This window comes from Streptomyces sp. URMC 129, from assembly GCF_051386415.1.
Lineage (GTDB): Bacteria > Actinomycetota > Actinomycetes > Streptomycetales > Streptomycetaceae > Streptomyces.
Window position 1 is genome coordinate 30,787 of sequence record NZ_JBPQTQ010000039.1, and the last position, 11,788, is coordinate 42,574.

Consider the following 11,788-nt stretch of genomic DNA (forward strand, 5'->3'; position numbering starts at 1 on the left):
GCGGGGACGATCTTCGCTCCAGGGCGCAAGACGGCCGCGCCCGCCGCCCGTTGGCGCCTCCTCGCGCCGGGGGCGGGCGGCGGCGTCACGGCAGCGCCACGACGGTGGCGGCGTACGACAGGCCCGCCCCGAAGCCGATGAGGAGCGCCAGGTCGCCGGGGCCGACGTCGTTGGTGGCCATCAGCGCGTCCATCGCCAGCGGGATGGAGGCGCCCGAGGTGTTGCCCGCGGTGCTGACGTCGCGGGCGACGACCGTGCGCTCCGGCAGGCCGAGGTTCCGCGCCATCGCGTCGATGATGCGGACGTTGGCCTGGTGCGGGATGAACACGTCGAGGTCGTCCACGGCGACACCGGCCGCGTCCAGCGCCCGGCGCGCGACCTTGGACACCTCGTACACGGCCCAGCGGAAGACCTGTTGACCCTTCTGCGTGAGGGCGGGCCAGCGCTGGTCGCGGTCCAGGCGCAGGGCGTCCCACGGCACGGTCTGGGTGACCGCGTCCGACTGGGAGCCGTCCGCGCCCCAGATCACCGGGCCGATGGCGGGAGTCGGGGACGGGCCGACGACGGCCGCGCCCGCGCCGTCGCCGAAGATGACGGCCGTGGAACGGTCGTCGAGGTCGAGCAGGTCCGACATCCGTTCCGCGCCGATGACCAGGACGTGCCCGCCCCGGCCGCGGACGGTGTCCGCGGCCAGGGCGAGCGCGTGCACGAACCCGGCGCAGCCGGCCGAGATGTCGAACGCGGCGGCGGCGTGGGCGCCGAGCCGGTGGGCGATCCCGGTGGCGACGGCCGGGGTCTGCTTCAGGTGGGTGAACGTGGCCACGATGACGCAGTCCAGGGCGTCCGCCGTGATCCCCGCCGCCGCCAGGGCCTTGCCCGAGGCGGCCACGCCCATGTCGGCGAGGGTCTCGTCGGGCCCCGCCCACGCCCGGGTGACGATGCCGGTGCGGGTGCGGATCCACTCGTCGGTGGAGTCGATCCGTGCACACACCTCGTCGTTGGTCACCACCCGGCGCGGGCGGTAGCCGCCCACGCCGAGGATGCGGGCGTGCGGGGCGCCGGCCGCCGCCGGGCCGGGGGCGGGGGTGATCCGCGCCTTCATGTGACGGTGCCTCCTCAGGCGAACGTGACGCGGGCCAGCGGGTCGAACCGGCCCTCGTCCAGCAGCGCGCGGCAGCGGAACCGCTGGATCTTCCCGCTCGGGGTCTTCGGCAGCACCCCGCGCGGCAGGAACAGGCACTCGGACAGCGCGACCCCGGACTTCTCCAGCGCCACCGCCGCGGCGTGGTCGGCGATGGGCCGGAAGTCCCGCGGCCTGCCCTGGGGTTCGAGCATCAGGACGAGCCGGGGCAGCCCGGCGGTGCCGGCGTCCACCACGGCCACGCAGCCCTTGCGGACCTGGGCGTGGGTGTCGACGGCCGACTCGATCTCGGAGGCGTAGATCTTCCGGCCGCCGATCGACAGCATGTCGTCCGCCCGGCCCACCACGTACAGTTCGCCGTCGTGCGTGAAGCCGAGGTCCCCGGTGCGCAGCCGCCCGTCCGGGAAGCGGGCGGCTGTGCGTTCGGGGTCCCCGTAGTAGCCGCGGGCGAGGCTGGGGGAGCCGACGACGATCTCGGCCACCGTGCCCGGGGTGCCGGTGTCGACCGAGACGCCGGGCAGCGCCAGGCCGTTGGACACCAGGCGGGTGGCGCGCGGGTGGGCCGGGTCCACCTCGGTCACCGTGCCGTCGACCAGCGCCGAGCCGTCGAATACCGCCGAACGCGGGGCCTGCGCCCACGGCTTGCCGGTGACCGCGAGCGTCGCCTCGGCCATGCCGTACGCCGGCTGGAACGCCGTGTCCGACAGGCCGTAGGGGCGGAACTTCTCGGTCGCCGCGGCCAGCGTGTCCCAGTCGACGCGCTCGGCACCGATCACGGCGGCCCGCAACGAGGCGAGGCCGCGCGGGAGTTCGGCCCGGCCCTGGGCGCGTGCCGCGAGGTACACGGCGGTGCTGGTGCCCGCGGTCATCGTCGAGCCGTACTCGGACATGTCCCGGAACCACGTGCGGGGCGCCATGCCGAAGCGGTCCGGTGTGGAAAGGACGAAGTCGAAGTCGTAGGACCAGGCGTAGAGCAGGCAGCCGAACATGCCCATGTCGTGCGAGAGGGGCAGCCAGGAGGTGACGGTGTCGTTGCCGGGCCGCCCTCCCGTCAGGTGCAGGATGATCCGCATCTGCTCCTCGACGGACCGCGTGGTGAGCGCGCAGCCCTTGGGCGTGCTGGTGCTGCCGGAGGAGTACTGGATGAACGCCAGGTCGTCCGGGCCGGGCGGGCTCGGCTCGAACGGGCCGGAGGGGGCGGGCAGGCCGTCCGGCGTCCAGGGGCGGACGGGCAGTTCGCGGGCCAGCTCCTCGGGGATCATCGGGGCGATCCAGTCGTCCACGAGGAGCAGCGCCGGGTCGAGGCGGGCGCAGAGCGCCGTCAGCTGGCGCCCGTACTCCTCGGTGCTCTGGCCGCGCGTGGGCAGCGGCAGCGACGCGACCGCGCCGCCGGCCAGCCAGATGGCGAGGAGCCCGCGGACGGTGGCGGGCGTGTTGGTCAGGATGGTCGCCACCCGCGTGCCGGGGCGCACCCCGGCGGTGCGCAGGGCGGCGGCCATGCCGTGGGCGTCGGCGGCCACGTCCCGCCAGGGGGTGTGCTCGAAGTCCTCGCCGGCCCAGACGTGCAGCGTGCCGTGCGAGGAGCCGTTGGTCAGTGCGTTCCACAACTGCATGGAGGTTTCCCCGTTTTCTGAAGAAGTGCCCGGGCGGCGGGGACTACTCGACGTCGACGACGGAGGCGGTGGCGTTCTCCCTGGACCGCTCCGCCATCGGGGCCAGCGTCTGCTGGCTCGCGAGCAGTTCCTGCCGGTCGAGCGAAGAGCCGGTGACACGGCTGACGTTGGCCTCGCGCATGGTCAGGCGCTCGGGGTCGATGCGGATGACCTTCCAGGCCAGGCCGGTCTTCTCCATGGACCAGATGAGGATGGCGCTCAGGTCGATCTCGTACCACTTCATGCCGTGCCGGGCCGAACGCGGGAACGCGTGGTGGTTGTTGTGCCAGGCCTCGCCGAACGACGGGATGGCCAGCCAGGCGACGTTCCGCGACTCGTCGGTGGTGGAGAAGCGGCGGCGGCCGAAGACGTGGCCGATCGAGTTCACCGCGTAGGTCATGTGGTTGATCAGGAAGATGCGGACCAGGCCGCCCCACAGCATGCCGGTGAGGCCCGCCTTCCAGTCGCCGCCGGTGATGGCGAAGGCGAGGAGGCCGGGGAAGACCACGCTGGCGGCGGTGACGAGCAGCAGGTTCTCGCTCAGCCAGCGCATCGACTTCTCGCGCACCAGGTCGGGGCAGTAGCGGATCGGGTCCGAGGTGAGCTTGGTGTCGAACAGCCAGCCGAGGTGCGCGTGCCACAGACCGGCCATCGTGCCCTTGAAGCCGGGCTCGAAGTCCAGGTGCGGGCTGTGCGGGTCGCCTTCCTTGTCGGCGACGCGGTGGTGCTTGCGGTGGTGGGCGGCCCAGATGATGGGCGGGCCCTGACCGGCCGTGACGCCCGCCGTGGCGAGCGCGACACGGATCGGCTTGTACGTCTCGAACGACCGGTGGGTCAGCATCCGGTGGTAGCCGGTGGAGATGCCGAAGCCGGAGATGGCGTACATGATGACCAGGACCACGATGTCGGACCAGCCGAACACCGAGTTCCACAGCAGGATCATGGCGCCGAAGACCGCGATCAGCGGTATCACCGACGCGCCCAGGATGAACCAGCGGTGCTTTCTACCGTCCATTGCTCCTCGCTTTTCTGAGACGGGGCAGGAACGCGGTGCGCAGCAGAGGGAAGAGCAGCGCCCGCGGGGTGTTGCGTCCGGCGAATGCCTGGACTCTGGCGACCGGACCGGGCACGACGACGCGGCGTCCGCGCGCCATGGCGTCCAGTCCGGCTTCGGCGACGCGCCGGGGCGTCAGCCAGGCGAGGATCCGCTGTTCGGTGAGGCGCGGAATCCCGCCGGTCTCGTAGAAGTTGGTGCGCACCGGGCCCGGCGACAGCAGCGTGCAGGTGACGCCGGTGCCGCGCAGCTCGGCGTGGAGCGACTCGGCGAAGGTGTTGGCGAACGCCTTGGTGGCGGCGTAGGTGGCGGCGGTGGGGACGGGCTGGAGCCCGGCCGTCGAGCCGGTGACCAGGACGCGGCCGGAGCGGCGGGCCAGCATGCCGGGCAGCACGGCGAGCGTCAGGTGGTGCAGGGCCACCACATTGACCTGGATCTCGGCCAGTTCGCGGGCCGGGTCGTTCTCGGTGAGCGCGCCGCAGGTCGGGAAGCCCGCGTTGGCGCACAGCACCTCGACCGGGAACCCGGCCAGCTCCCCGGCCAGTTCGCGGCGGGCGACCGGGTCCGCGAGGTCGCAGGGGCGGACCCGGACCTCGACGCCCGGGTGGTCGCGGGTCAGCTCCTTGGCGAGGCGGTCCAGCGCGTCGGTGGTGCGGGCCACCAGCCACAGGCTGTGGCCGCGCCGGGCCAGGCCGCGGGCCAGCCACTCCCCGATGCCGGAGGAGGCGCCGGTGACGACCGCCCAGCTCATGCCGGGGCCCCGGCGAGCCGGGCGGCGAGGCGGCTCGCCGCCGCGCTGCCGGTGCGGGCGCACCCCTCGATGGAGACGCCCTGGATGTAGTCACCGGCCAGCTCCAGACCCGGCAGCGTCTCGACGTCGGCGCGCAGTTCGCGCAGGAAGGCCGGGTGGTGGGGCAGATAGCCGCTGTAGGCGGCGGGCCAGTGCTTGACCAGGATGTTGAGGCGGGTGGCACGCGGCGCCCCGAGGTACGTGACGAGCAAGTCCTCGCTCTCGGAGGTCAGTTTGTCGATCAGCTCCGGAGTGGGGTCGGTCAGGCGGCCCGCGCGCCCGCTGTAGGTGTAACGGACGATGTGCCGCTCCTCCTTGCCGTAGGAGCCGGCGTTGCTGCACGGGCCGTCGTCCATGGCCAGCGCCCGGACCTCGCTGGTGAAGACCGGCCGGTCGTACTCGACCAGGACCACCGTGGACGGGAAGTACCGCACGCGCCGCAGCCGTTCGGCCATGGTGGGCCGGGCCCCGGCGACGATCCCGGCGGCGGCGTGGGCCGGGGTGGCGAGCACCACGCCGTCGTACTCGCTGACCTGCGCGGGCGCGCCGCGCTCGGAGATCCGCAGCCCGGTGACGCGGCCGAGGCGGTTGACGACGAGGCTTTCGGCGCGGGCTCCGGCGCGGACGGTGACCCGCCGGGCCATCGCGTCCAGCGCGGGCTGGATGCCGCCGGCGAGCTGGTCGTAGTGGTCGAGCAGCATCGCCAGGTTGGTGCCGAACGTGCCGGGGTACACCTCGTCGGGCTCGGCGCCGTTGTTGCGGATCACCATCGGGCGGATCAGCGACTCGGTCATCTCGCGGCCGAAGTACGCGGCGAGCGGGGCGTCGTCGTGGCGGCGGGAGATCGTGCCGAAGTAGCGGGAGCCGAGGAAGCGGTTGGACTCGTCCATGCGGATGCGGGCCGCCATGGCCGCCAGCCGGGCGACGTCGCGGGCCGAGCCCATGCGGCGGATGTTCCGCAGGGTCTGGCCGCGCTTCTCGCTGTCCAGCGTCAGGACCCGGCCGTCCTTGACGCGGGAGGCGTTGTAGCCGAACGACTCGTAGGAGTCGACGCCGAGTGCGGAGGTGAACCAGCGGAACGTGCGGTAGCGGCGGCCGATGTTCTTGCCGCCCGTCATCACCGGCCGGTCACCGAGCCGCCCGACGCCGAACCGGCCGCCCAGCGTCTCGTCCGCCTCGATCAACTCCACGTCGTGGCCGGAGAGGTGGAGCCGGAGGGCGGCGGTGAGCCCGGAGATCCCGGCCCCGACCACGGCGACGCGCCGCCGATTTCGTGTTGCGTCCATGGGCATCCGTCAGTTCTCCCTACTCACGCTCGTGGCGCCTGTGAGGCATGTGCTGCTGCTGGGGATTGCGGGTCGGGAAGCACGTCCACGCGCCCCTCGACCACCGGTGCGCCGAACTGGCGCAGGACCACCTCGACCGGGAGCCGTCCGTCGCCGTCCGCGGCCCGGCCGACCTTCGCCTCGCACACCAGGTCCGCCTCGAACTCCGCGAAGTCCAGGAACGCGGCCTCGCAGCCGACCGGCAGGGCGTGCGGCGTGGGCACGGCCCCGGCGGCGTGCGCGGCGGCGACCGCTGCCTGCCGCATGGCCTCGGCCATCAGCGGGCCGGGCACGTGGTCGTAGTCGTGGTCGAAGAACGCGGGGTGCGTGGTGTCGGCGGCGAGCAGGAACGGCCCGTCGCCGGTGGCCGTTTCGGGCACGCCGATCACGACGTTGCGCGGGACGGTCCGGCCGACCAGCTCGGGCACGAGGCGGCGGGCCGGGGTGAGGCGCGCGGTGGCGATCGGCTTCCGCGCCCGCTGGAAGGCGCGGAACACGTCGTAGTCGGCCTTCGACATGAACGCCAGGTGGGCGGTGAGCGTCATCGCGCGCCGGCCGCCGATCTCCATCGCGCCGCGCAGCGTCATGCCCGTCACGTCCGCGCCGCGGTGGGCGCGTTCCGCGACGCGGTAGTGCAGATGGCCCTCCAGCGCGGTGCGGCCGTCGTCGCGGTAGGCGTCCGGGTCCTCGACGCGGAAGCTGATCCGCTGGAGACTGAACGGCAGCCCGACCGCGATGCCCACGTGCCGGTGCAGGAACACGAAGATGGCCTGGCGGGCGGCCTCGGCCGAGGCGAACGGGTCGTGGAACGCGGGGTGCCGGTCGGACCAGAGGCTGTGCGCGCGGGGGATCTGGAAGGACAGGTAGAAGTCGTCGGCCCCCACCTGTGCGGAGTCCGCGACGAACACCTCACCGATCTGGCGGCGGTGCGCCAGGGCCCGCGGCACGGTCTGCTCGAACGCCAGCTGGACGCCGGGCGGCAGCAGCCGGTGTGCGGGTGTCGTGGTCATGCGCTCAACTCCGTTTCTGCGTGCGGCGGCACGGGTGCGTAGGCGGGCCTGCGCATCGCGCGGCGGCGGCGGATCTCGGTGGCGCCGAGGCCGCCGAGTTCGGCCAGCAGCGCCCGCCGGCCGCCACCGGCGGCGTTGCCGTCCAGCAGCATCCGGCCGGTGGCCGCCAGCACCCGGGCGGGCGTGAGGACGCCGAGAACGGTGACGCGGTGGCTGAGCAGGTCCAGCACCTGATCGGCCCGGCCGCGCGCGTGGAGCCGGCGGACGACCTCGGGGACGACGGCGGCGATCGGCCCGGCCACGCCCAGGTCGGCGGCCAGCCCGTAGTACTCGGCGTAGGTGCGGTCCCGCCAGCGGCCGAACGCGGCCGTGGCGGCGTCGAGTCCGGCCTCGGGACGGCTCCCGGCGAGCGCCGACCCGACGGCGGGCGCGAGCCGTTCCGCCTGGTGGAAGGAGTCCCCGATGCCGCGCCCGCCCGCCGGGTCCTTGAAGTGCCCGGCGTCGCCGAGCAGGACCCAGCCGGGCCCGGACGCCTCGCGGAAGTAGCCGGAGAAGCGGCGGATGCCGTAGACGCGGGTCGCGCGGCGGGCGCTGGCGATGGCCTTGGCGATGGGCTCGCAGCTCATCGCGTGCGCGGTGACCGAGCCCTCCAGGTCGTCGCGGAACGTGTCCCGTTCGTGCCGCTCGGGCGAGACGCCCACGATGTAGAGGCCGTTGTCGGCGGGCCCGCCGAGCATGTGCCGGTCGCCCCAGCGGTGGAAGACGAACGTCGGGACGTCGCCCGTGTCCGCGCCCTCGAAGTACGTCCAGTAGTAGTCCCGTTCGTTGCGGGTGACGTGGTACTGCCGGGACCCGGCCAGGCGGGCGACGGCCGAGCCGCGGCCGTCCGCGCCGACCACCAGCCGGGCCGTCAGCACGGCCCGGCCGCCGCCGTGCTCCGCGACCTCGACCCCCGTGACGCGGCCGTCCGTCGCCCGCAGCAGGCCGGTGACCCTGGTGCCGAGGCGGACGTCGGCGCCGGCCTCGCGGGCGGCGTCCACCAGCAGCGGGTCGAGGACCTCGCGGCGGACGCAGGCCGCGCCGCCGACATCGCCCGCGCGGTGCGGGAAGCCGACCACGCAGCGGACGTCCTGGAGGCGCATGTCGACGCGCTCCATGGGCCGCACCCCGGCCGCGCGCAACCGGCCGGTCAGCCCGAGCCGGTCGAGGAACGCGAGGGAGTCGGCCTGGAGGATGTTGGAGGACAGGGTGAAGCCGATGGTGGCCGCCCGGTCCAGCACGGCGACGCGCAGGCCGCGCCGGGCGAGCAGCGCGCCGAGGGAGGAGCCCGCGCAGCGCGCGCCGACCACCACCACGTCGAAGTCCTCCCGGGCTCCGCCGCCTCCGGCGTGTGCGGCGTTTCCGGGGGCGCTCACGCGGCGTTCCAGCGGACGGCCGCGGCGGCGGCGAAGTCCCCGGCGTGGGCGAAGCCCGCCATCACGACGAGGGCGCCGTCGGGCAACTCCCCGGCGCGGGCCGCCTGGTCGAGGGTGACGGGCACGGCCGCGCCGTAGAGGTTGCCCAGGGTGTCGAACGTGTCGAGGTGCCGCTTGGCGTCGAGGCCCAGCTCCTCCCGCCAGTTCTTGAGGAAGACGCGGTTCGGCTGGTTGGTGATCAGGACGTCGATCGCGGACGGCGACTCGCCCAGCTCGTCGAGGAGTTCGGTGACGAGTTCGGGAACGAGGCTGTTGCCGCGCTCCAGGATCTCCGTCGTCCTGGTCTCGTCGAACCGGATGTCCATCTCGCCCGCACCCGGCTCCCAGTACTTGCGGCCGTCCGGGGTGGTGACGCCGAGGTCCACGGACCAGGCGGGCACGGACCGGGTCCGCACGCCCAGCACCGGGGTGGGGCCGCCGAGTTCGAGGTAGGCGACGCCGCAGCCGTCGCCCGGGACGGCGGCGTGCGGCTTCTTCCGCACCCCGGGCTGGGCGAACATCTGGCCCGCCGTGTTCTGCACGTTGGCGATGAGCGCGGTGCGGGCCGAGCCGTCCGCCATGATCTTCCGCGCCAGCGACACCATGTACATGAACGAGGCGCAGCCGGCGTTGTGCAGGTCGACGATCCACTCGGGGCTGATGCCGAGGCGGTGGGCGGCCTGGGCGCCGACGCCCATGAACGGCTCGTCCGGCAGCAGGACGTTGGTGAGCAGCACGTCGACCTGGCCGGCGGGCTCGCGGCCGAGGCGTTCGAAGATCGGGCGGGCGGCCCGGGCGATCATCTCGGCGGCCGAGTCGCCGGGGCCGACGTGGCGCCGGGTCGCGGGCACCTTGAACAGCGGCAGGGACGCGAGCGGGTCCTGCGGGGCGTCCTCGTCCTGGAAGAACTCGGGGGCCACGACGTTCTCGGGCAGGTAGCTCCCGACGTCGGTCAGTCCCAGGGGTCGCATGGTGTTTCCTTTCGAAGCCAGTCCTCGACCGTGCGCGCCGTCGGCGCCGCGTCGTCCTCCAGGAGCGAGAAGTGGTCGCCCGGCACGGACTCGACCGTGTCCGCCGCGCGCCACAGGGTCCATCGCCCGGCGCCGGGGGCGTCCGGGCGGCGGGCGGCGGCCAGCAGCAGCGCCGGGGCGTCGAGCCGCCCGTCCGCGCCCGTGGCCCGCCCGTCGAACAGCCGCAGATAGCCGCCCATGGCGAGGACGTTGTCGTCGTTGACGTCGATGTAGGCGTGGTCGCGGGCCAGGATGTGGCCCATCGCCCACCCGAACACCTCGGCGCGCTGCGCGGGATCGGGCTCGTAGGTGTCGATCAGCACGACCCCGGCGACCCGGTGCCCGGCGCGCTCCAGCGTGGCGGCGACGGCGTGGGCGAGGACGCCGCCGATGGAGTGGCCCGCGAGCAGGAGGGGTTGGCCCTCGGCGGCGGCCAGGGCCCCGGCGGCGAGCGCGTCGATCGCGGCCCGCCAGGTCGCGGGCGGCGGTGGGCCGCCGGGGCCGCCGTAACCGGGCAGGGTCAGCGCGGACATGCGGAGCCTGGGTTCGAACGCGGCGGCGAGGCGGGCGAATTGGTGCGGGCCCGAGCCGGCGAGGAACGACGGCACGCAGACGACGGCGGGCGCGGCCGGTCCGTCGGAGACCAGGACGGCGGCGGGCGGCTCCGGCAGCTGGGCCGGGTCGGTGAACGCCGGGCGGTACGCCGCGGCGGCGGTCAGCAGCGGGAGGGCACCGGCGAGTTCGCCGCGCGCGTGGGCGGCGCGCAGCAGCTCGGTGAACGTGCCGCCGCCGCCCGCCGGCCGGGGGTGCGGCGCCGTCGGCTCCCCGGGCGCCTCCTGGCCGAGGAGGGTGCGCAGATGGGCGGCGAGCGCGGCGGGGGTGGGGTGGTCGACCAGGAGGGTGGGCGGCAGGTCGAGGCCGGTGCGGGCGGTCAGCCGCTGCTGGAGCCTGACCGCGCCCATGGAGTCGATGCCCAGCTCCAGCAGGGTGCGGTCGGGGTCGACGGCCTCGCCGGGGTCGTAGCCGAGGATCGCGGCTGCCTCGGCGGTGACCAGGCCGAGCATGTCGCGGGGCGCGTCGGCGGGTTCTTCGGTGCCGGGTGCTTCGGCGGCCACGGGTGCCTGGAGGGCTTCGGGTGCTGCGGGGGCTTCGGGTGCCGCGGCGGTGCGCGCGGCCGTCGCGGGCGGGGGCGCGGCGTCGAGCCAGAAGCGGCGCCGCCGGAAGGCGTAGGTGGGGAGCGTGACGCGGCGCGCGGCGGCCGGGTCGGAGAGCCCGGCGAGGTCACCGGCCGCGCCGCGCGTGTGCAGCTCGGCCAGCGCGCCGAGCAGCGCGCGCGGTTCGGGGCGGTGGGCGTCGAGCGTCGGCGTCAGCAGGGCCGCCGAGGGCGCGGCGAGGCAGTCGCGGGCCATGGCGGTGAGGACGCCGCCGGGGCCGATCTCCGCGAAGGCCGTGACGCCCATGGCCTCCAGCGCCCGCACGCCGTCGAGGAAGCGGACCGGCTGCTCGGCGTGGCGTACCCAGTAGTCGGGCGAGGCGAGGGTGTGCGCGTCCAGCGGCCGGCCGGTGAGGTTGGAGACGACCGGGATCCGGAGCTGCCCCGGCGTCAGTTCACGGGCGACGGCGGCGAGGCCGGGGAGCATCGGGCCCAGCAGGCGGGGGGAGTGGAAGGCGTGGCTGACGCGCAGCCGCCGGGTGCGCCGGCCCCGTGCGCGCCACAGCGGCTCGAAGCCGGTCAGCGCGTCGAGCGGACCGGAGACGACCACCGCGCGGGGGCCGTTGACGGCGGCGATGCCCAACTCGTCGTCGGCGTCGGCCAGGGCCGCGCGCATCTCCTCCTCGGTCGCCTCGACGGCGAGCATCCCGCCACCGGGCGGCAGCGCCTGCATCAGCCCGCCGCGCGCCGCGACCAGCGCGGCGGCGTCCGGCAGGGAGAGGGCGCCCGCGACGTGCGCGGCGGCGATCTCCCCGACCGAGTGGCCCAGCAGCACGTCCGGCCGGAACCCCCAGGACGCCAGCAGCCGGAACAGGGCGACCTCGATCGCGAACAACGCGGGCTGGGCGAAGCCGGTCCGGTCCAGCAGCGCCGCCTCCGGCGTGCCCTCGGCGGCGAACATCACGTCGCGCAGAGGCCGTTCGAGAGCCGGATCCAGATGGGCGCAGATCTCGTCCAGCGCCTCCGCGAAGCGCGGGTGGGCGGCGGCGAGTTCGTGGCCCATCCCGGGACGCTGCGAACCCTGGCCCGGGAAGAGGAACGCGGTCCGGCCGCCGGTGGCGTGGCCGGTGGCGGCGCCGTGCGGGAGTTCGCCGCGCGCCAGTGCGTCGAGTGCGGTGAGGAGTTCGGTGGGGGTGGTG

The 11,788-nt window shown here is 74.6% G+C and carries 9 protein-coding genes; all 9 read right to left on the minus strand.

The genetic code is table 11. The features are described from left to right. Window positions 1-85 precede the first annotated feature (85 nt). Window positions 86-1,102, minus strand: coding sequence for a beta-ketoacyl-ACP synthase III (locus ACSNOC_RS10990; protein ID WP_436747150.1), 1,017 nt, complete (start codon window positions 1,100-1,102; stop codon window positions 86-88). A gap of 14 nt (window positions 1,103-1,116) precedes the next feature. Next, window positions 1,117-2,754, minus strand: a complete 1,638-nt coding sequence (locus ACSNOC_RS10995) for an AMP-binding protein (protein WP_436747151.1) — start codon at window positions 2,752-2,754, stop codon at window positions 1,117-1,119. Window positions 2,755-2,797: 43 nt separating this feature from the next. Continuing rightward, the gene (locus tag ACSNOC_RS11000; RefSeq protein WP_436747152.1) at window positions 2,798-3,808 is read right to left on the minus strand and encodes an acyl-CoA desaturase; all 1,011 of its coding nucleotides are present in this window, start codon (window positions 3,806-3,808) and stop codon (window positions 2,798-2,800) included. Continuing rightward, on the minus strand, window positions 3,798-4,598 hold the full coding sequence (locus ACSNOC_RS11005) for an SDR family NAD(P)-dependent oxidoreductase (RefSeq protein WP_436747153.1): 801 nt from the start codon (window positions 4,596-4,598) through the stop codon (window positions 3,798-3,800). The genes ACSNOC_RS11000 and ACSNOC_RS11005 overlap by 11 nt, the downstream gene beginning before the upstream one ends. Continuing rightward, window positions 4,595-5,929 (minus strand): protoporphyrinogen/coproporphyrinogen oxidase, encoded by a 1,335-nt coding sequence (locus ACSNOC_RS11010; RefSeq protein ID WP_436747154.1) that lies wholly within the window; start codon window positions 5,927-5,929, stop codon window positions 4,595-4,597. Before ACSNOC_RS11010 ends, ACSNOC_RS11005 begins: the two co-directional genes overlap by 4 nt. 17 nt (window positions 5,930-5,946) lie before the next feature. Further along, on the minus strand, window positions 5,947-6,972 hold the full coding sequence (locus ACSNOC_RS11015; protein ID WP_436747155.1) for an AfsA-related hotdog domain-containing protein: 1,026 nt from the start codon (window positions 6,970-6,972) through the stop codon (window positions 5,947-5,949). Continuing rightward, complete coding sequence (locus ACSNOC_RS11020) at window positions 6,969-8,387, minus strand: NAD(P)/FAD-dependent oxidoreductase (RefSeq protein ID WP_436747156.1); 1,419 nt, start codon at window positions 8,385-8,387, stop codon at window positions 6,969-6,971. The genes ACSNOC_RS11015 and ACSNOC_RS11020 overlap by 4 nt, the downstream gene beginning before the upstream one ends. Next, a complete protein-coding gene (locus tag ACSNOC_RS11025) occupies window positions 8,384-9,397 on the minus strand; it encodes a 3-oxoacyl-ACP synthase III family protein (RefSeq protein WP_436747157.1) in 1,014 nt (337 codons plus the stop codon). The genes ACSNOC_RS11020 and ACSNOC_RS11025 overlap by 4 nt, the downstream gene beginning before the upstream one ends. Beyond that, a partial coding sequence (locus tag ACSNOC_RS11030; RefSeq protein WP_436747158.1) for an alpha/beta fold hydrolase occupies window positions 9,379-11,788 on the minus strand: 2,410 nt, incomplete at its 5' end. The genes ACSNOC_RS11030 and ACSNOC_RS11025, both read right to left, overlap by 19 nt.

Coding starts and splice junctions, on each gene's coding strand:
- ACSNOC_RS11015 (WP_436747155.1), bottom strand. CDS start 6,972: ATGACCACGACACCCGCACACCGGCTGCTGCCGCCCGGCGTCCAGCTG.
- ACSNOC_RS10990 (WP_436747150.1), bottom strand. CDS start 1,102: ATGAAGGCGCGGATCACCCCCGCCCCCGGCCCGGCGGCGGCCGGCGCC.
- ACSNOC_RS10995 (WP_436747151.1), bottom strand. CDS start 2,754: ATGCAGTTGTGGAACGCACTGACCAACGGCTCCTCGCACGGCACGCTG.
- ACSNOC_RS11025 (WP_436747157.1), bottom strand. CDS start 9,397: ATGCGACCCCTGGGACTGACCGACGTCGGGAGCTACCTGCCCGAGAAC.
- ACSNOC_RS11000 (WP_436747152.1), bottom strand. CDS start 3,808: ATGGACGGTAGAAAGCACCGCTGGTTCATCCTGGGCGCGTCGGTGATA.
- ACSNOC_RS11010 (WP_436747154.1), bottom strand. CDS start 5,929: ATGCCCATGGACGCAACACGAAATCGGCGGCGCGTCGCCGTGGTCGGG.
- ACSNOC_RS11005 (WP_436747153.1), bottom strand. CDS start 4,598: ATGAGCTGGGCGGTCGTCACCGGCGCCTCCTCCGGCATCGGGGAGTGG.